We start from the raw sequence: 20294 nt of genomic DNA, 5'->3' as shown, positions 1-20294 counted from the left end.
GGTTAGCCCTCCCCCAGAAAATCTTTGCGCACAGGGCTAAATGTGTCGATCAGCACCCCTGCTTCGAGACACTTGACACCGTGGTCCAGATCAGGCGCGATATAGGAACAGTCGCCTGCCCCCAGCACCTGTTTCTCGCCGTCGATGAAGACTTCGAATTTGCCGCTTTCGACGTAAGTAGACTGGCTATGCGGATGCGAATGAACGTCTCCGACGCTGCCATCCTCAAACCACACCCGTACGATCATGATCTCCGGCCCATAGCCGAGGATTTGCCGCGCAATCCCGCCGCCGAGGTCTTCGCGGGGCGTTTCGCTCGCCAGCACGAAGGGCAGGCTTGATACGTTCACCTTGGTTGCCATTGATCAGCTATCCTCTTTGCCAAGTGCGACCACCGCAGCGAACCCCGACCATGCGACCACGTCGTCGCCCAGCGTGACGGTGTGCGCCTGCTCGGGATCGGGATTGTGCGAAACGGCGATTGCAAAACGCTGCCCTGAATTCAGGGTCAGACGCACGATGTCGGAGCCGCCCACACGGTCATGGACCATATCCGCAACTCGGCTGCGGCTGGCGACGGTCTGTTCGGCGGCGCCATCATATTTGCCGTGCGCCTCCAGCAGGCTGGCAAAACTCGCCCCGCCTGCCCTCATCGCGCGCAGCATGATCAGCGGCTCTCGCCGAAGATTGAAATTCGGATCGTTCGCGCCGGTCTCGCCCAGGATGGCGGACAGCGGGCCGTCGCCAGCAAAACGGTAGGTGTAAAACCGCCCGTCCAAAATCCAGGTGAGCGCGCCTCTGCCATCGGCCAAGTCCGCCTCGCCATCGACCCAGATATGCTGATAGCCATTGTCGCTGCCCAGCACCGGGCGTGTTTGCGTGTTGGCGGCCAGATCGAAATCAAACTCCATGATGTGGCCGGAATAATGCAGTGGCAAATCGTATTGGTGGCTCGCCGTGCTATCCGCCTGCACTAGATCCAGCACCACTGGATCCTCTAATCCGGGGATGGCAGGGATAATCAGTGTGCGGGTGAAAGCGACATCGGGATAGGCGTCAGTCACCATCGCGCTCGACACCTGCAGGCCTGCCGCGTCGGAGAAGTAAAGCTGCTGAGGCCACTTGGTATCGGCATAATCAGCATCGCCATCGAAATGGCTGCGGCCATCGACGACCAAGGTGTTGTGCGCGACCGAGGATTTGGCCCATGTCTCGTTTTCAGGAAGGTAGCGCCCGCCCTCTTTCGCTTCGATATTCAGAAACCGCGCCGCACCGTAATCGCGCACGATCTCATTCCCGTTATCGTAAAGCTGCCATGCCAGTTTATCGAAATGGCCGTGCCCCATCCCCTGCGAAGAATTTTTCGCGATCAAGACGGTCGAAGGCTCACCCTCGGCATTTGGATCACCCTGCCGCAGCACTGCGACCGCGCCGCGATTTCCTTCCGGCCCGTCGCTGAGCAGAAGCGAGCGGAACGGAAATGGCTCCGCCTTGCCCGCCGCCAGATCGGCCGCCACCATCATGCCATTGCGGCTCAAAACCGTCCGGTCCTGAAAATCGGCGATGGAGAGAAGCGACGGGTCGCCCGTCTGCGCATATCCGATGGCAACACCGTCATAAAGCTCAGCGGTCTTCAGGCTCTTGTCGCGGATCGCGTCGTTGAATGGGAAGAAGTATCCGCGATAGCTAAGCTGGATAGTGGTGCGCAGCGCTTTGAGGAGAATGCCGTCACGGTGCGCGAATATCTGGCGCTGCGGCTCGTTACGCTCGATCGCATCGGCGAACACCAGAAACGGCAGCAGGGCGAATCGCTGATAATACGGGCCTTCGGTGTAATATCCGTCGGGTGAGAACAGCAATTCTGTCTGACGCAGAAAGCCCGTGTCGCCGCTCTTGTCAGAGCCAAGCAATGCGCGGTCAATCATGTCCTGATCACCCAGCAGGTAACCGGTCATGCCGACCCCGGCGGTCGCCCAAGTCGCGTGATTGTGGATGCGGTCGAATGTCGCTTGTGAATCGACCGACAAGAATTCGACTGCGGGACGGAAAACATTATCGTCGATGATCTGGCGGTTTTCGGCGGAGAGCGTCGCGCGAATATCACCGTATCCCTGCACCGCGTGCACCAGCCACATCGCATCGTTCAGCACCTGCCAGAACAGGCGTCCGACATTCTGGTTTGCCTTCGCCGGGTGTTCGCCCAGCGCCGGATACATCTCGGCATATTCAAGCAGCATATCGCGTACGTAATCGCGATAACGCTCATCACCGGTGACCCGGTAGATTTGCCCGCCGAGATACATCGCCTTGTAATTGCGTTTATGCTGTTCGTGGGTGTAGCCGCCGCCCGGATCCTTTGGCAACGGAATGACCAGTCCATCGGCCATCATGCCATCGACGAAGCTTTTGGCACGCGCCAGTTCGGCAGCATAAAGCGGCGGTAGTTCGGCCTGCACCTGCGCGCCAGCGGGCGCCTGCTGGCTTGCACCCGCAGAAACAGGCAAGACAGCCGTGCTTGTGGCCAATGCCGCTGCAAGGATCATCGCGTTCTTCACTGCTCATCCGATCCTGTAAAGACATTGCCGTCAAGAACGGCGCGGTGATCGCCCTCGTAATTCAACTCTTCGAGAATGAACGAAGGCGTGGCCGCGAACTGATTTTCGATCACACTGGTGCGCGGTGTCCCGACCGTGTGAACGATGCGGAACGGAGATGATGCAGCGACCATGTTACGCTCAATATCGGCGATCTGGACCCCGTGCAGATTAAGCGATGCACCCACCGTGTTCGTCGCCGCGAGGCCAACGCCTGCTAGGTTGTTATTTGCGAAGGTTACGAACGGGCCAAACGTGCTTTCGTCGCGTCCGCCGCGATACACATTGGCGATAGCCTCACCGATATTGGCAAAATTGCTTGATACGATGTCGAGATATTCGACATTGTATTGACCGAAATCTTCGGTCTCCGCCGCCGCCGATACGATGGCACCTGTTATGTCGGCAAAATTGCTGTTCTTGATTGAGACGCGGTCTGCCAGCGCACTTTTGCCGAGCGTCAGGACATTAAATGACTTGTTCACGATTAGCCCGCGAACAGTTACGCCGTCCATCTCGATCAGCATGTTCGATTTGATCGGGTAGGTCGTGGTCCGAATAGCGGAGTTCCCGACCGAATCCGGGGCTAGTGCGCCGTCGATCGTCAGGTTTGCAAGCTGCAGATTGCCGCCGTCTTTCAGCTCGACCAGAGTTGGCCGGGTGAAGAAAATCGTCGGTTGATGCCCGCCCTCTTCAAATGCGCCGCGAATGGTCAAAGCCTTGTCCAGCGGGATCGTGCGGTTGGCAATGTATTCGCCGTCGCTCAGCAGCAGCACGTCCCCGTCATGGGCAGCAAGAGCCGCATCGACCAGAGTATCCTCGCCCGGCGCGACTTCGATCACCCTGCCAGAACTGCCGAACACCGCCGCATTACCGGGCTTTTCATACCATTCGACACCGACCTGATCGAGGGTGACGGGCGAAAGGTCGCGCGGGGCACCGATTGATGCAAGCGCTGGATCGACCGGATAGAGCAGCCCGTTTGCGGCCCGCTCCATTTCGACAGGTGCCTGCCGCATGTACTGAGCCGCTGCGCTGTGAATATTGCCAGCAGCAACGCGATTATCCGCAAATGCCAACCCTGAAATATCGGCGTCCACTTCGATGAATGTGTCGTCCTCCAGCCCGCCGAGCAGGTTGTTTTTGAAAGTGCTGTCAATCGGCGGGGCGGAACGTTCTTCATCAGCGCCCGCGCCCAATGTGATGCGGCGGCTGTCGATGACCGTGTTGTTTTCAATAACCGCGCCCTCGACCTGCACATAGCGATTGACGGGCGAATTCGGCACGCCGTTCATCACAGCCAGCGCGCTTGAAAAGCCGGTGCCCCGCATCCCTTCAATGTAATTGTCGCGCACGATCTGACCGCGATTGATGACGCGAATGCCGCCGGTATAATCTTTGCCACCGCCAAGGAAAACATTGCGTTCGACCACACTGTTGTCGCCGTGACGCAGGGTGAGTGTCCCGCGTGAACGTAGGAAAACGTTTCCGCGAAAGACATTGCCGCCTGATTTTGATGAAATGATCTCGACCTCTCCGTCGGTCCGGTCGAAGATGTTGTTTTCTACGATGCTGTTTGAGTTGAACATCGAATACCGGCTCGTCCCGATTCGCAGGGTTTCGCCGCCATTGGAGCCGAGGACGGGGCGCGGGCCGAAATAATTGTGATCGATCAGGTGTCCGTTATCGCGGCTTTCCTCGCTGTCGAGCCTTACCGCTAGGGTGACACCCTTATTGGTCTTGCCGACCATGTGATTATGATCGAACCGGTTGTTCTTGCCGTAGATCCCAACCCAGTAATCGCTTTCATAGCGATCCGGTTTGCTGAAATTGTCGATGACAACCTGCGTCACACGCGAATGGCTGGCGATGTCCTGCTTGGTCCGGCGGAATGACACGACTTCGCCGCGCGGGCTGTATCCGTCTTTAAAAACCAGACCATCCACCACGATGAACTGACCGCCGATGCGCAGGCTGGACTGGCCGGTAAGAATGACTTCACCGCGATTTTCGGCCGTGATCGTGATAGGGCTGTCAGAACTGCCCTCGCCAGTGATGACCATTTCGAAATCGCGCCATTCCCCATCGGCGAGGATGATCACATCGCCCGCTTCAACGCTTTTCGCGATTTCGGAGTATTCTGCTTGGGTGCGGACGAGATAACTCTCAGCCAAAGCGGGTGCAGAACTGCACCAGACAGCGACCAACACAAGGCACAGCCTTGTCATCATCATTCATCCCCTCGTCCATTTTTATTAGGAGGGACTATAAGGGGGCGATGACCGTTGTCAATCAATCTGGCATATTGAAATCGTTGAAACTGTATTACCAGTTTAGCTAGCCAATTTTGGCAGCCGCAGCGAAGCGTTCGCGGCTTTTGGAAGCCTGCTCCTGCACCTCTTCAAGCGCCATGCGCTCGGTCGCGTCCAGCATCGCCTCGATCAGGCGGTGAAAGTGTTCACGCATCGCATTGCGAGCGCCGGCCGGATCCCGATCACGCAGGGCAAAGAAAATCGCCTCATGTTCTTCGGTGCGCATTTCCGCATCGTGGACGCAGACCGCCTGATAGGTTGCTTTGACATCGGGAATATCCTCCCGCATCCGCCACAAGGTCTGCACCGTGTGCATCATAGCACCGTTGTTGGATGCCTCAGCGATGACGCGGTGAAACTGCTCGTCGGCTTCGTCGGCGGCTGTCTCGTCACCGGTGCGCATTTGCTCGATGAGCTCGCCCAGCTTCGCAATTCGATCATCGCTGATGTTGTGCGCTGCCAGGGCCGCCGCTTCGGACTCCACCAGCAACCGCGCCTCTGTCACCTCGAACGCGCTTACACTGGGCAGAGCCGCTTTTTCCTCGGGCTGCCGCTCGCTGACATACACGCCTGAGCCGGTTTTAATCTCAAGCCGGCCCACCGCCTGCAACGCAATTTCAGCCTCTCGTATCGTGACCCTGCTTACGCCAAGCCGTTCGGCAAGCTCGCGCTCTCCTGGCAAGCGTGTTCCGGGCGGAAAAGCGCCCTCGTCGATCAGGCCGGCAATTTGCTCGGCCACAGATTGGAAAAGTCGTTTGCCAGTCATTCCATCCCTCTGAGGCAGATCGGGGTTAGCTGTCCATTCCTTTTGCGTACCATATGCATACCAGTTGTGAAGTCATGCTGTTTTGAACGATGGGCGGCTGCCACCACTGTCCCCCGAAAGCAGTGGCAGCCTAATCGATCAGAATTTGACCCGGACACCCGCGAAATAGCGCGGTCCGTAGACCTGGATTGCGCCGAAATCATCTGGTGCGCCGCGGAAGTTGGTGCGCGGTTCGTTGAAGAGGTTGATCCCTTCGACCGAGAAACGAACATTCCGGTTCAATTCGTATGAAACGCGGGCCTCGACAACACCTACATCGTCGACATAGCGGACGCGGCCAGGCGTCGCAACGAACTGCTGGAAGTATTCGCTACGATATTTGTAAACGCCCTGGAAATCGAAGTCGCCGATTTCGTAATACACCTGACCCGAGAACACATGCTCGGAGAAACCGAACAGGTTGGACGGCGGGATAAGGCCATTGACGGTCGTTGAAGTGCCATCAGGAGCAACCGTGGTCAGCGCGCCGAGCGTATCGTCTTCAAACTCGAAGTCGGAATCCGCATAATTGTAGCTCAGTTTGAAACCAAGCCCGTCGAGCGGCGCCGGAAGATAGCTGAAACGGTGCGCAGCGGTGATTTCCACGCCGTAGATCGTGCTGGTGTCATCAGTGGTGTTCACCGTCAGCACCGGCAGATCGACGATCGTACCGTTGAAATTGAACGCCTCTGTCAGTGCAACAGATTCGAATCCGCCATTGAAGCTTTTGTAATAAGCGTTGAAGGCGAGGATCGTATCTTCGTTTGGATACCATTCCAGACCGGCATCGATATTCCATGAAAGCAGCGGATCGGTGTCCGGGTTGCCAGTCGAAGAAACAGCGTCAATGCCGCCGGTCAATGCCTGCTCTGCGGTCGAAAAGTCATCATCGTTGACGATGAACGTCCGGCCATTGCCAAGGCTGGAGGGATCAGGGCGCGACAGCGCGCGGTAGATACCCAAGCGGCCCTGAAGGTCAGGCTGGAATTCCACGACGAGGTTCAGGCTCGGCAGGAACTCGGTGTATGAACCGCGTGTGATGTTAGTCACAAGCGTGCCGCTGTCCTGGCTGATCGTGAACGTGTCCGCCGCATCGGGATCGGTCGGATCGGCTGCAATCGTCTCAATAATCAGGTCAGCGCGGAAGCCTTTCGACGTGATATCGGTTCCGACCGCGCGGACACCGATATTGCCCCGGATCGGCAGCGATCCAAGTTCCCCTTCAAAGTTAGCCTGAAAATAGGCTGCCCAGGTTGTTTCTTCGACATCCGTGTTGTTGATCGCGTCAAAATCGCTGGTCGGGTAGATGGGGATGCCATCGTCGTCGAACGAAAGACCCGATGGATCTTCCCGCTCCAGAACCTGTGCAATGCACAGCGCATCAAACGTTGCAAAAGTGTTCGAGGTGCCAAGCACGTTCCCGTTCTCATCGACATTCGTAATCAGCGGGTTGCCGCCCGAAATCGAAGAGAGGAAACCCGATTCCGGGAAGCTCGTGCGGCATTCCTGGTTCGCTGCGAAAAGCGCCCCGGAACCATCATCATCGTTATAATTGTTCTCGAAGCGACTGAGACCGTTCACGGCGCCGGGCACGTCGCGGTAGATCAGCTCTTGATAGCGCAGACCGCCCTGCAGTGATGAAAGAAACCCGTCGAGCTCGTAATCGGCATCGCCGCGAACCGCCCAGACACTGTTGAAACGGTCTTGCTCCAAATCGGCGCGAAGGCGCGGATCATTGGCAAACAATGTGTAGTCCGTCACATCGAAGTTCTGGGTGACGAAGTTGAGCCCCTCGGATCCGTTCTGACGGATAAGGACAGCTGTTTCGACACGGTCATTGGTCGAGCTGCCATCGCTTTCGGTGGCGTCCGGCCATACTTCGTTGCCAAAAATGTCTTCGTTGTCTTCGGTGCGGAACCGGATCTGGACCGCTTCCTCTACGCGGCGCGTTTCGGAATAAGAAGCATCCAGCGAAATCGTCAGGCGATCAGATACCTGCGCATCGAGCGAAAGCCCGCCGCCGTAATATTCCTCGTCACGCTCAAGGTATTCACTAACAGCTTCAATCCGCTGCTCGTTGGTGAACTGACGAAGAGCACCGCTTTCGGTGTAAAGAAGGTCGAAACCTTCGATTTTGTTGAGGTCGCCGATACCATCGATCCGGCGGCCCTCGGCAAAGTTCAAATCGCTGCGCTGCTCGCGAAAGAGACGCTTTGAATACTGGAAGTCGGCATTGATATCGACATCCGGGCTCGGCTTGTACTGGACGGCTGCGAACACAGAATCACGCGTATCGTCAGTGATGTTTGACCGCAACGCATAGCTGTTGCGCGCGATGACGAAATCGTTGGTTACGCTGCCATCGCGAAGCCCGCTGATCGTGCTGCTGCTGGTGTCGCAGTTGCCATCATCAAACACACCGTCACTCGTAGTCGTCGGATCGACAACACAGGCGCGGATCGTGTTGGAGACGTTTGCCTCCTGTTCGGGATTAGTGGTGTCGTTGCGCTGATAACCGATGGCGATACCAAACTCGCCGTCACCAGCCTGGAACTGATCGACATAGCTTCCGGTCGCGCGATAACCGAATTTCTGGAACCGCTGGTCGGAATCGATGTCGAGGTTATCGGGGTTGGCGTTGAGCTTGATCTCGCCCTGGATGCGCCGCTCGCCGTAATCGACGGGGCGGATCGTTTCGAGAACGATTTGCCCGGCAACGCCGCCTTCGATGTAGCTGGCGGCCTGCGTCTTATAAATGCCGACCTTGTTGAAAAGCTCGGACGGGAACTGGCTGAAATTGACCGAACGGTCGCCAGAACCGTTGGTCGCCACACGCCCGTTGATAACCGTGGAACTGAGGAACGGGCCAAGACCGCGGATGGAAATTTCGGTCGCGCCGCCCTGTTCGCGGTGCGAACCTGCACCGGTCAGCGTTTCCAGCGCCTCACCAATGGAAAGAGCGGGAATGTCGCCAATCTCGTTTGCCGAAAGCGCATCGAACACTTCGGTCGATGCACGCTTTTCCGCGATCGAACCCTGAATGGTTGCGCGGATGCCGGTGACAACAATGCCCGGTTCGCCATCGGCGACTTCTGCTTGGGGCTCGTCGGCATCTTCATCCTGGGCGATCGCTGGTGTAGCAACGAGCGCTGCACCCGCCAAAAGAGCCGCAGATACAGAAATACGCGCGGCAGAACCGCCTTTGTGAGCACGAAGTGCCATCGTTTCCCCTCCCTAAAGGTATGTTTATGCCTTCTGGGATACTCCGCAGGAATTCGATGTCAACCGCTCTTGCATACCAATTTTACAAATTTCCGCAGACCAATCGGACAATTGGAATTTATCGTCTATTTGTCAGCATGTTCACCGACGCGTTCCATCATGCTCGTGCGCGAGCTGCGATTGAGAGCCTACGAAAACCACCCTGATTTCCGCGTCTTTGACGGCCACTCAAGCCAATTTGTGACCATTTTGTCACAAGCAAAGCGCGCGGCATTTCACCAATCCACAGGCCAAGGCGATACGGTCGTAGCCTCAACGCACTGTTTTCAAGCTATTTTTAGCGGAATACAAATTGGTATTACGCAATTTTCAGATAGGTCTATGCGTTTGGTTGACACAAACTTATCTATTCGTATGCTCCTGTGAAAATAACACCATAATGAACCACGGTGAGGGGAAATAACATGAAATACGAAACCGGGGGCGCAAGCCTGTCCGCTAAAAAAACGCGTATGCTGGCTGGACTGCTGGCAGGCTCTGCCATGGCTTTCGTGCCTGGCGCAGCGTTGGCTCAGGACGAAGCGAGCGGCGGTGATGAAACCGCGCAAATCGACGGCCCGACCGAGGGTGCGATCATCGTCACCGGCATCCGCAGCTCGCTGCAATCGGCGCTCTCGGAAAAACGCAATTCCGAAAGCCTCATCGAAGTCATCCAGGCCGAAGACATCGGTAAACTGCCTGACCAAAACCTCGCAGAAGTGCTCGAAAACGTCACCGGCGTGCAAATCACGCGTACAGCGGGTGTCGGCACCGGGGTCCAGATCCGCGGTACCAATGACAACCAGGTGCTGATCAACGGCGTAAAGACCGTGTCGGCAGGCACTGGCCGCGGCGGTATCAGTTTTGAAGACATCAACCCTGCGATCATCTCCTCGGTCGAAGTCATCAAGGCGCCGACGGCCGACACGATCGAAGGCTCTGTCGGCGGCACCGTCAACCTGCGCACAATCCGTCCGCTCGACATTACCGACCGGATCATTTCGGTTCGCGCGCAAGGCGAATACAGCGAGCTTTCCGACAGCATCAAGCCGCGCATCTCCGGCAGCTTCGGCGATGTATGGTCAACCGGTGCGGGTGAAATCGGCATCGTTCTCAGCGCCAGCTACACCGAGCAGGAAGCCACATCGTTCCGTCCGCGCGTCGACCGTGACAACCTGGTCGCAGCGGGCAGCGCGGTCACATCCTCCGGCGCTGCAGGACCGGATTTCAATTATCTCGGTATTCAGTTCCTTAATCAGGAGCTCGAAAACTTCGAATACGAAACGATCAACTTTGCAGGCTCCATTGAATGGGCGCCCAGCGATGATCTGATGTTCTATTTCGACACCATCTACAACGATCAGGAACGCCGGCAGGACAGCTCGCGCATTCAGGCATCGGGCGTCAGCGGACTGCGGTTCAACAATGTGCCGAGCGAGTTTGAAACGGTCGATTTCGGATCGCTCGACGGGGTTGACCTCGGCAGCATTCAAGCATCGCTGGTGGGCGTGATTGAGCCGAACCTCGGCGTGGATGACGACGATCCCAACCTGCGTTTTTCGAGCGACACCGGCGCCCGTGTCACCACGAGCGAAGTTTATCGTCTGGGCACGCAGTTTGAAACCGGACGGTTCTCCGCTCGGGTCGAAGCATCGCGCTCCACCTCGGATTCGAGCAACCCGAACCTCAGCACGACGCTGAACTTCATCAACCCGAACGTTCCGCTCGACGGGTCGAGCAACGATAACCCTGTTCCGTTCGCGTATGACCTGTCCGGTGGATCGCTGACGTTCGGCATCAACTTTGCGTCGCCTATCGCGCCGACAATCGATGAGCTTCTCGACCCGTCGAACACGGTTCTGGATGCTGTCACAAACAGCAACAACCGGACGCAAAACGAAGAGAACGCCTTCCGCATCGACACCACGCTCGATGTTGATGACCTGACCCCGTTCTTCACCTCGTTCGATCTGGGATACCGTTTCAACGATACATCGACCCAGTTCGATCAGCTGCGTTCAACCTTCGGCACCGGCGCAATCGCCAACAGCCCGAGTGGTTCGGCATTCGCAGACCTGATCGTTCCGGGACCTGACAATTTCGGTGATTTCGACGGACGCGATCTGGCTTTCCGCAATTTCGTGCTGATCGATCCGGACCGGTCATTCTCTGATCGCGATGCTGTATTCGCAACGCTTCAGGCGGCGCTGGATGCGACACCGGGCGGTCAGGCACGGATCGCCAGCGGGGGCCGCCTGTTGTCCGATCTTGACCCCAATTCGTCGGGCAATCTCGCCGGTTCGTTCAGGATCGAAGAGTCCACCCACGCAGTTTACGCGCAGGCGAATTTCGAAGCGGGTATCATTCGCGGTAATATCGGCCTGCGCTGGGTCAGCTCGACAATCGACTCCTTCGGCAACAACGTCGCCAACGGTGTGGTTTCGCCGGTTACGTCACGCGGCAATTACGCCGAGTGGCTGCCGCGTGTGAACCTGATCGCCGATCTGACCGATGAACTGGTGTTCCGCGCAAGCTACACCGAAGACATCAACCGCCCGGACTTTAACGATCTGTCGCTTTCGGTCACGTTCCCGACCGGTCCGAACAACCCAGTGTCGCTCGGCAACCCGAACCTCGCACCGGAAACAGTGCAGTCCTTCGACGCCTCGCTAGCGTGGTATTTCGCTCCGTCGTCGCTGATCAGCATCGGTGTATTCCACAAGGATCGCACCAACCTGTTCGTGACCCAAGTCGAAGACGCGTTCGAAGATGCCAACGGTTTCCGTGACATCACGGCACCGTGCGAGCAGGGCGGTATCTTCAACCCGGTCCCGGATCGCAACGTCCTCTCGCCGACAATTGGCAACGGCCTTTGCGTTCCGCTCCAGACTATCGTGAACGATCAGTCGAGCACGACGCAAACCGGTATCGAAGTCGCATTCCAGTACGATCTTTCGCAATTCGAAGACGTGCTCGGCTTTGCATCGGGCTTTGGCGTGATCGCCAACTACACCTACCAGGATTTTGGCGGTGGTGAGGCGACCAACAGCAATTCGGGCCGCGGCGGCGACATTTTCGAAGCCATCAATCCGGGTATCTCGCTTCCGGTTGAGGCGGTGCAGGGTCTGCTCGATTTCTCTGAAAACGCGTACAACGTGACGCTGTATTACGAGAAATACGGCCTTTCTGCCCGTGCCCGTTACACCTGGCGTGACGCATTCCGCACGCTTGATACGGCAGGCGGTGCCTCGCTCAACTCGACCTTCGGTTTCCCAACAGTCACCGAATCGCGCGGTCAGCTGAATGCGAGCGTCAATTACGACGTGACCGAGTTCCTGAATGTCGGCGTGGAAGGTGTGAACCTGACCAAGTCGGAAATCACCCAGCGTTGCGTTAACTCAAGCGCGCTGCTGTGCTTCCAGGGCCTTCCTGATCGCCGGATCGTCTTCGGCGCGACCCTGAACTTCTGATCAGGTCATCGAAACAGCCCAGGGTTTGATCCTTGGTCAACAGACGAGGCGCTGCCACTATCTCCCGGTGGCGCCTCGTTTTTTTGTTTGGTGAAGAGAGGGTTTCGGATGGCTGAAATGGCTAAGGGCGCCGGCAAATTATCGCGCGGGCTTGCCTTGTTCCTACCCGGGATTTTCCTCCTCGGATTCAATATTGGCACCGGCAGCGTCACGACCATGGCAACTGCCGGTGCGAATTACGGGATGAGCCTGCTGTGGACCGTCGCCATTTCGTGCGCGGCCACATTCCTGATGATTGCAGCATACGGGCGCTATACGCTGGTCACTGGCGAAACCGCGCTGGAAGCCTTTCGCAAACATATCCATCCTGCAGTTGGCATCTTTTTCATCCTCGCTCTGGGGATCGGTGTCTGCGCGAGCGTGATGGGCGTGATGGGGATCGTGGCTGAAATCAGCTACGAATGGTCAAAGACGTTCATAATCGGCGGGATCGATCCGCTGTTCTGGGCGGCGTTTTTCTGCGCAGTGGCATTTTTCATCTTCTGGAGCGGCCGCACGCAGGTGTTCGAGCGGGTGCTGGCCGTGATCGTGGCGATTATGGCTGGTTGTTTCGTGCTCAATTTCTTCATCCTGATGCCTCCGGTGGAGGATATGGCCGCTGGACTGCTGCCTGCCATTCCAGAGGTAGCCTCTAGCGAGACAGGTCCGCTGCTCCTGATCGCATCGATGGTTGGCACGACCATATTTTCAGGCCTTTTCATAATGCGTACGACGCTGGTGAAAGAAGCGGGCTGGACTATCGTTCATGACAAACAGCAACGCCGCGATGCTGCGTTTGCTGCGATCATGATGTTCATCATCAGCGCGTCGATCATGGCCGCTGCTGCGGGCAGTTTGTTTGCCGAGGGGATCGGGCTGGACCGCGCATCGCAGATGATCGGCTTGCTTGAACCGCTGGCTGGGCCGCTGGCCGTTTCGATCTTTGCGATCGGCATCATCGCTGCCGGAGTGTCTTCGCAGTTTCCGAACCTTTTGATGATCCCGTGGCTGCTGTGCGACTACCGCAGCACGCCGCGCGATATGACCCTGTGGCAATACAGGGCGTTCGTGTTTGCCATTTCACTGCTAGGACTGGTGGTGCCGCTGTTTGACGCTCGCCCGGTTTTCGTGCTGATCCTGTCGCAGGCATTCAATGTCGTCCTGTTGCCGGTGACGGTTGGCTGCATCATCTACCTTGGCAATCGCACCGATCTGATGGGCGATCATCGCCATTCGGTGGCAACGAATGTCGGTCTGGGCGGGATTTTCCTGTTTTCGTTGCTCACCGGCTTCATGGGGTTTCAGGGTCTTATCGAGACGCTGGGCGTTTGATCGGGGAGTTGGACAATGCGCGAATCGTGGCGGTGGTTTGGTCCCGGTGACCCGGTCAGTCTGGCGGAAATCCGGCAGACAGGCGCGACCGATATTGTCAGCGCGCTGCATGACATACCCATCGGCGATGTCTGGCCAAGAAAGGCAATCGCGGCTCATCGCACGGTGATCGAGGCAGGCAATGTTCCCGGATCGGCGCTGCGCTGGACCGTGGTGGAGAGCATCCCTGTCCACGAGGATGTAAAGCTCGCCGCGCCCGGCCACGGACGGTATGTCGACAATTGGATCGAAACCCTTGAAAACCTTGCGGCCGAGGGCATCCGCACGATCTGCTACAATTTCATGCCGGTCATCGACTGGACGCGGACCGACCTGCGCCATCAGCTTCCCAATGGCGCATACGCCTTGCGCTTTGATCAGGATCGGTTTGCGGCCTTCGATCTGCATATCCTGAATCGCGAAGGCGCCGCCGATGATTACAGCGCCGATGAAATCGCGCGGGCACGGGCCGTCTTCGACACGCTGGATGAAGCGGAAATCGCCGCGCTGACACAGACAATCATCGCCGGCCTACCCGGCAAGATGACGGATGCCTATTCCCTTGCAGATTTCAGGGCGGCATTGGCGCGTTATCGCGATGTAGATCACGAGCGATTGCGGGCCATTCTTGCAGCGTTTCTGGCGCGCGTTGCTCCGGTGGCAGAGCGGCTTGATGTAAAGCTCGCCATTCATCCGGACGATCCGCCGTGGGACATGTTCGGCTTACCAAGAGTGGTTTGCACACCAAACGATCTGGATCAGCTATTCAGCGCCGTGCCGAGTGAGGCAAATGGCATGACGTTGTGCGTTGGCACCTATGGCAGCCGCCCGGACAACGATCTTCCGCAGATGGCGCTGGATTTTCGCGATCGCATCCATTTTGCACATTTGAGAGGGGTATCGCGCGATCCCGAGGAACAGCGATCCTTTATCGAAGCAAGCCACCTCGACAGCGATATCGACATGGTCAGCGTTATCCGCAACCTTCTTCAAAACGAGAGCGAGCGCGGGTGCGAAATCTTCTTCCGGCCCGATCACGGTCACCTGATGATGGGCGATGTCGAGCGTGCGTCCAATCCGGGTTACTCGGCCATCGGCAGGATGAAAGGGCTCGCGGAAATTCGCGGCGTCATCAAAGCGATTTCATCGGCGCGGTAAGGTCAGTCCGTGCGGGCGATACCCTGAGCGAGCAAACGGTTCACGGTCTGCGCAATTTCATCGGTGCCGCTCGCATCTGTTCCCGCTTCCCAAACAGCGTAGCGCAGGCCGACGAACACGTTCATGCCCATGATCGCCCATGCCTCAATCTCGCCCAGACCATCGCGAAACTCGCCTTTGTCGCTGCCTGACACCAGGCGGGCCTGAATGCGCTGCGCAATCGTCTCATAATGCGTCCGGTAACTCGCGGGATCGACGAACTCGGCCTCGTCGATGATGCGGTAGATTTCCTTATGCTCGCGCGCGAATTCCAGAAAAGCGCCAAGCGCGGCATGCTCGATCTCCAGCGCGCCCATGTCGTCTTTCATGGCGGCGCGCGCGCTTGATTTCACGTTGTCACTCATATCCGCGACCAGGGCGCGAAACAGCGCGTCCTTGCTGTCGAAATAGGTGTAGAATGTACCCAGCGCGACGCCTGCCCTCCGCGTGATCGAGCTGACTGACGCTTCGTGAAAGCCCTTCTCTCCGAACTCTTCCGCTGAAGCGTCGAGCAGTTTGCGCAACGTGCGGCGCCCGCGCTCTGTGCGGGGCCGTTTGTCGTCTGCTGCTGCGCCCGCTGCGACGGTTGCACGGCTGCCACTTTCAACTGTCATCCGCCGGTCCTCCCACCCTCTGCCTAGGTCGCTAGCGGCTGATCGACAAGTCTAAACTTGAAAGTTGGTTCAACTTTCAATATTGCAGGCCGAATAAGGTTTTGGGAGAGGACCAGATCATGAATATCCAATACGCCACACGCGGTGCCCTTTTTGCTGGCTGCGCCGGACTTGCCATCCTTGCTGCGCCTGCCGCAGCGCAGGACGCTGCCGATATGCAGCAAGATAGCGTAACCGAGGATGACGGCCCCGGCATCATCGTGACAGCGCGGCGGCGCGAAGAACAATTGCTGGATGTCCCGATCTCTCTCACCGCAATCACGGGAGAGGCGCTGGAACAGCAGGGCATTCAGGATCTCACGCAAATCGCCCAGCAGGTTCCCAACATCACGCTGGAGGTAAGCCGCGGTACCAACACCACCCTCACAGCATTTATCCGCGGCGTTGGTCAGCAAGACCCCGTTGCCGGTTTCGAGGCCGGTGTTGGCCTGTATGTCGATGACGTCTACCTGAACCGGCCGCAGGCGGCGGTGCTGGATGTTTACGACGTGGAGCGGATCGAGGTGCTGCGCGGCCCGCAAGGTACGCTTTACGGGCGGAACACAATCGGCGGCGCGATCAAGTATGTGACCGCTCGCCTGCCCGACGATCCCAGCCTGTCCATTCGCGGCACTTATGGATCATATGATCAGGCCGACCTGATCGTGACCGGATCGACGCCGATCACCGACAATCTGAAAATCGGCGCAAGCGGCGCGCGGCTTTCGCGCGGCGGATTCGGTGAAAACATCAATCTCGGCACGGAAAATTATAACAAGGACGTGTGGGCCGCGCGCGGGACAATCGAATACGATAGCGGACCAGTCTTTGTGCGGCTGTCGGGCGATTATGTGCTCGATGAAAGCGAGGCACGGCAGGGCACCCGTCTGATCCCAAGCCTGTTTACAGGCGCGCCCGTTTTGGATGATGTGTTTGATACCCGCGCAGGTCTCGATATCGTCGATCAGGAAGTCGAGGCATATGGCGGCGCGCTCAACATCGCGATTGACCTGTCCGACACGCTTACACTCAAATCGATCACCGGCTACCGCGAGGACTCGTCCACATCGCCGATTGATTTCGACAGCCTCCCCGGCGCCGATCTGGATGTGCCTGCGATCTATGAGAACGACCAGTTCAGCCAGGAATTGCAGCTGCTTTACGAAGGCGACCGGCTGTCCGGCGTCTTCGGGCTTTATTATCTCGATGCGAATGCCTTTACCGCGTTCGACGTGGCGCTTTTCACAACCGGCGACCTGATCAGCTTGCCCGGCCTCAACGCACAGACACTGGGCGATGTCGGCACGGAAACATGGTCAGTGTTTGGCGACTTCACTTACGATATCACTGACACGCTCAGCATCTCTCTGGGCGGTCGGTACACCAATGACAAACGGTCCAGCCGAGTGTTGCGGACCACATTCATCGGCGGATTCTCTGATCTGTTCGATTCGAATAGCGCGGCGATTCCAATCGCGGTGACCAGCGATTTCGAGGGGAGCGAGACGTTCAAGGATTTCAATCCGCGCGCCTCGATCAGTTTCCAGCCGACGCCTGATCACAACTTTTACTTCACCTACAGTCAGGGCTTTAAAGGCGGCGGCTTCGATCCTCGCGGCCAAACATCGGCAGCGCCTGATCTGGACGGCGACGGCGATATCGATTTCGATGACCAGTTCGAATTTCTGCGCTTTGCCCCCGAAACGGTCGACAGTTATGAATTGGGCTGGAAAGCATCGCTGCTGGACAACCGGTTGAACATCGCGATTGCCGCGTTTCTCGGCCAGTACGACAATGTGCAAATTCCCGGTTCCATCGGCTTCGACAGCACCGGCGACGGTGTAAACGACAGCTTCATCGGCATCACATCAAACGCGGCGAGCGCGGATGTAAACGGCATCGAATTCGAAGGCAGCGCGCTGGTCGGGCGCGATTTTGCAGGCGATGGCAGCCGGTTGAATGTGAATTGGTCGCTGGGCGTGCTCGATGCCAAATTCAACACGTTCATCGACGCATTTGGAAACGATGTCGCAGACAGCCGGGTGTTCCAGAACACGCCGGACATCACCGCCCACATGGGGTTTGTGCTGGGCGTGCCCGCCGCTGGAGGGATGGTCGATTTTCTAGGCAATGCCTCCATGCGATCGGATGCAAGCCAGTTTGAAACCGCCAATGTGTTTCTGGATCAGGACGGTTTTGTTCTGGTCGATGCAAGCATCGTCTACACCGCCGATAGCGGCCTGTTTTCCATCGGCGCGCACGGCAAAAACCTGTTTGACAAGGAATACATCGTGGCCGGATACAACTTCGTCGCGGGCGGCACACCTTCAGGCACGCCGTTCGTCCCGACGCTCGGCCTCGAGGGGACCTTGACCGGCTTTTACGGCGATCCGCGCCGGTTTTACGTCACCGCCGAAGTTAACTTCTAAACCGGCCCTGAAACGCTCTCTCCAGGGGGCCGGGCGGCGGTTTGCAAATACCGCTGCCCGGCCCCTTCCTTTTCTCGGCACTTTTCAACGCCTGACGAAGCGGGCATAGGCGCTGACCATGCATGATATTCGCCTGATCAGAGACAATCCCGAAGCCTTCGATGCGGCGCTTGCGCGGCGAGGGATGGAGCCAGTGGCGCAGTCGATCCTTACACTCGACGAAGAGCGCCGCGCCCTGACGACCAAGGTGCAGGAGGCGCAAAGCCGCCGCAACGAAGCATCAAAAGCCATCGGCAAGGCGATGGGTCAGGGCGACACCGAAACCGCCGAAAAATTGAAGGCCGAAGTCGCCGAGATCAAGCAGTCGCTGCCGCAAATGGAAGAACGCGACAAAGAGCTTGGCGAGGAGCTGAAAGCGGCGCTGCTCGCTCTTCCCAACCTGCTTGATCCATCGGTCCCGGATGGAGATGGCGAGGAAGACAATGTCTTCCTGCGCGAATGGGGCGAAAAACCTTCTTTTGATTTTGAACCGCAGGAACACGCCGATATCGCGCCGGCACTGGGCATGGATTTCGAGACCGGCGCAAAAATTTCCGGCGCGCGCTTCACGTTCTTGCGCGGTGACATCGCACGCCTGCACCGCGCGCTGGGGCAACTCATGCTGGACGTGAACACGGGCGAACACGGATTTACTGAATGCAATCCGCCGCTGCTGATCAACGAAGAAGCTGGGTATGGCACCGGTCAGTTACCCAAGTTTTCCGAGGATCTGTTCACGACGACAGATGGCCGCCTGCTGATCTCTACGTCCGAAATGGTGCTGGGCAATTCATTCCGCGAGCAAATCTTTGCCGAGGCGGATTTTCCGATGCGGCTGACCGCGCTGACCCCGTGCTTCCGGTCCGAAGCGGGAGCTGCGGGGCGCGATACGCGCGGCTTCATCCGGCAGCACCAGTTCGAAAAGGTCGAGATGATCTGCGCTGCGTTGCCGCAGGATGCGCCTGCAGAGCATGAACGGATCACCGCGATTGCCGAAGGTTTGCTGCAAAAGCTGGGCCTGCATTACCGCGTGATGGCGCTATGCGCGGGCGATATGGGCGCGACCATGATGAAAACATACGATATCGAGGTATGGTTGCCCGGTCAGGGAGCCTACCGCGAGATCAGCTCGTGTTCCGATGGCGGCACATACCAACCGCGCCGAATGAATGCGCGCTACCGCCCAGAAGGGGAGAAAAAGACCGAATTCTTCCACCTGCTCAACGGCTCCGGCCTCGCTGTGGGCCGCACTTTGGTTGCGATAATCGAGAATTATCAGCAAGCCGATGGCAGTGTCATCGTACCGGACGCCTTAGCACCCTATATGGGCGGGATCACCAAGCTGGAGCCTGCCGCCTGATGCGCATATTGCTGACGAATGACGACGGCTATCACGCGCCGGGTTTCGAAGTGCTTGAAGCCATAGCGCAGCAGTTTTCCGACGATATTTGGGTTTGCGCCCCTTCAGAGGAGCAGTCGGGCGCGGGTCATTCCCTCACGCTGAACCGCCCCGTCCGGCTTCAGAAATATGCCGAGCGCCGGTTTGCCGTGACAGGCACGCCCACAGACAGCGTCATGATGGCGCTGCGCGAGGTCATGGACGCTCCGCCCGATCTCATCCTGTCCGGCGTCAACCGCGGCGCGAATTTGGGCGATGACATCACCTATTCCGGCACCGTGTCCGCCGCTATTGAAGGCGCGCTCGCAGGCATCCGCGCAATCGCGCTTAGCCAGGTGTATTCGCGCGAGAGCGCTGCGGGCGGCGACCTGTTTGCCGCCGCAAGTGAATGGGGGCCAAAGGTAATTGCCCCGCTGCTCGACGCGCCGTTCGATGAAAGAACACTGGTAAACGTCAATTTCCCCCCGCTCGCCGCAGACGCAGTGAAGGGCATTCGCGTTGTCAGGCAGGGCTTTCATGATTATTCGCGCGGCTCGATTGTCGAGGGCACGGACCCGCGCGGGCACCGCTATTTCTGGTTCGGCCTGCACGCCATCGAACACACGCTGGACAATGGCACCGATCTGGAAGCCATCGACGAAGGCTATGTTGCCGTAACCCCGCTGCAACTTGACCTGACCCACCATTCATCGCTTGATGCGATGGCACGCCGGTTCAGCGCATAA

The 20294-nt window shown here is 58.0% G+C and carries 12 protein-coding genes; 6 read left to right on the top strand and 6 right to left on the bottom strand.

The features are described 5' to 3' along the window. Window positions 1-2: 2 nt before the first annotated feature. From ACGHU1_RS13225 to ACGHU1_RS13205, 5 genes are all read right to left on the bottom strand, one after another. Window positions 3-362, bottom strand: a complete 360-nt coding sequence (locus ACGHU1_RS13225; protein WP_390587675.1) for a cupin domain-containing protein — start codon at window positions 360-362, stop codon at window positions 3-5. Between the two features lie 3 nt (window positions 363-365). Further along, entirely contained in the window at window positions 366-2543 is a 2178-nt protein-coding gene (locus ACGHU1_RS13220) for an alginate lyase family protein (RefSeq protein ID WP_390587674.1), read from the bottom strand. 8 nt (window positions 2544-2551) lie between these two features. Next, entirely contained in the window at window positions 2552-4828 is a 2277-nt protein-coding gene (locus tag ACGHU1_RS13215) for a polysaccharide lyase 6 family protein (protein ID WP_390587673.1), read from the bottom strand. A 103-nt stretch (window positions 4829-4931) separates the two neighbouring features. After that, entirely contained in the window at window positions 4932-5672 is a 741-nt protein-coding gene (locus tag ACGHU1_RS13210; RefSeq protein ID WP_390587671.1) for a FadR/GntR family transcriptional regulator, read from the bottom strand. A 138-nt stretch (window positions 5673-5810) separates the two neighbouring features. Then, window positions 5811-8933, bottom strand: coding sequence for a TonB-dependent receptor (locus ACGHU1_RS13205; protein WP_390587670.1), 3123 nt, complete (start codon window positions 8931-8933; stop codon window positions 5811-5813). A 464-nt stretch (window positions 8934-9397) separates the two neighbouring features. Here ACGHU1_RS13205 and ACGHU1_RS13200 point away from each other — a divergent pair, with 464 nt between their 5' ends. The 3 genes from ACGHU1_RS13200 to uxuA all read left to right on the top strand — a co-directional run bounded on the left by ACGHU1_RS13200 (window position 9398) and on the right by uxuA (window position 15010). Beyond that, window positions 9398-12442: a TonB-dependent receptor gene (locus tag ACGHU1_RS13200; protein WP_390587669.1), complete on the top strand. Its 3045-nt coding sequence runs from the start codon at window positions 9398-9400 to the stop codon at window positions 12440-12442. 108 nt (window positions 12443-12550) lie between these two features. Further along, window positions 12551-13813, top strand: coding sequence for an Nramp family divalent metal transporter (locus tag ACGHU1_RS13195; RefSeq protein WP_390587667.1), 1263 nt, complete (start codon window positions 12551-12553; stop codon window positions 13811-13813). A gap of 15 nt (window positions 13814-13828) precedes the next feature. Next, complete coding sequence (gene uxuA, locus ACGHU1_RS13190; protein ID WP_390587666.1) at window positions 13829-15010, top strand: mannonate dehydratase; 1182 nt, start codon at window positions 13829-13831, stop codon at window positions 15008-15010. A 2-nt stretch (window positions 15011-15012) separates the two neighbouring features. On the opposite strand, the gene ACGHU1_RS13185 is transcribed toward uxuA, so the two are convergent. Continuing rightward, window positions 15013-15663: a TetR/AcrR family transcriptional regulator gene (locus tag ACGHU1_RS13185; protein ID WP_390587664.1), complete on the bottom strand. Its 651-nt coding sequence runs from the start codon at window positions 15661-15663 to the stop codon at window positions 15013-15015. 119 nt (window positions 15664-15782) lie between these two features. Between ACGHU1_RS13185 and ACGHU1_RS13180 the strand changes: the two genes are divergently transcribed. From ACGHU1_RS13180 to surE, 3 genes are all read left to right on the top strand, one after another. Next, complete coding sequence (locus ACGHU1_RS13180) at window positions 15783-18131, top strand: TonB-dependent receptor (protein WP_390587662.1); 2349 nt, start codon at window positions 15783-15785, stop codon at window positions 18129-18131. A gap of 118 nt (window positions 18132-18249) precedes the next feature. Continuing rightward, on the top strand, window positions 18250-19530 hold the full coding sequence (gene serS / locus ACGHU1_RS13175) for a serine--tRNA ligase (protein WP_390587660.1): 1281 nt from the start codon (window positions 18250-18252) through the stop codon (window positions 19528-19530). Further along, window positions 19530-20294, top strand: coding sequence for a 5'/3'-nucleotidase SurE (surE, locus tag ACGHU1_RS13170; protein ID WP_390587658.1), 765 nt, complete (start codon window positions 19530-19532; stop codon window positions 20292-20294). Before serS ends, surE begins: the two co-directional genes overlap by 1 nt.

It is taken from the genome of Erythrobacter sp. MTPC3 (genome assembly GCF_042854385.1).
GTDB lineage: Bacteria > Pseudomonadota > Alphaproteobacteria > Sphingomonadales > Sphingomonadaceae > Erythrobacter.
The sequence above is the reverse complement of the archived record's forward strand: the minus strand, read 5'-3'. Positions and strand labels throughout refer to the sequence as shown.

Excerpts from the sequence above, each read along its gene's own strand:
- ACGHU1_RS13215 (WP_390587673.1), bottom strand. The coding sequence starts at position 4,828 with ATGATGATGACAAGGCTGTGCCTTGTGTTGGTCGCTGTCTGGTGCAGT.
- ACGHU1_RS13225 (WP_390587675.1), bottom strand. The coding sequence starts at position 362 with ATGGCAACCAAGGTGAACGTATCAAGCCTGCCCTTCGTGCTGGCGAGC.
- ACGHU1_RS13220 (WP_390587674.1), bottom strand. The coding sequence starts at position 2,543 with ATGATCCTTGCAGCGGCATTGGCCACAAGCACGGCTGTCTTGCCTGTT.
- ACGHU1_RS13185 (WP_390587664.1), bottom strand. The coding sequence starts at position 15,663 with ATGACAGTTGAAAGTGGCAGCCGTGCAACCGTCGCAGCGGGCGCAGCA.
- ACGHU1_RS13200 (WP_390587669.1), top strand. The coding sequence starts at position 9,398 with ATGAAATACGAAACCGGGGGCGCAAGCCTGTCCGCTAAAAAAACGCGT.
- ACGHU1_RS13180 (WP_390587662.1), top strand. The coding sequence starts at position 15,783 with ATGAATATCCAATACGCCACACGCGGTGCCCTTTTTGCTGGCTGCGCC.
- surE (WP_390587658.1), top strand. The coding sequence starts at position 19,530 with ATGCGCATATTGCTGACGAATGACGACGGCTATCACGCGCCGGGTTTC.
- uxuA (WP_390587666.1), top strand. The coding sequence starts at position 13,829 with ATGCGCGAATCGTGGCGGTGGTTTGGTCCCGGTGACCCGGTCAGTCTG.
- ACGHU1_RS13205 (WP_390587670.1), bottom strand. The coding sequence starts at position 8,933 with ATGGCACTTCGTGCTCACAAAGGCGGTTCTGCCGCGCGTATTTCTGTA.
- serS (WP_390587660.1), top strand. The coding sequence starts at position 18,250 with ATGCATGATATTCGCCTGATCAGAGACAATCCCGAAGCCTTCGATGCG.
- ACGHU1_RS13210 (WP_390587671.1), bottom strand. The coding sequence starts at position 5,672 with ATGACTGGCAAACGACTTTTCCAATCTGTGGCCGAGCAAATTGCCGGC.
- ACGHU1_RS13195 (WP_390587667.1), top strand. The coding sequence starts at position 12,551 with ATGGCTGAAATGGCTAAGGGCGCCGGCAAATTATCGCGCGGGCTTGCC.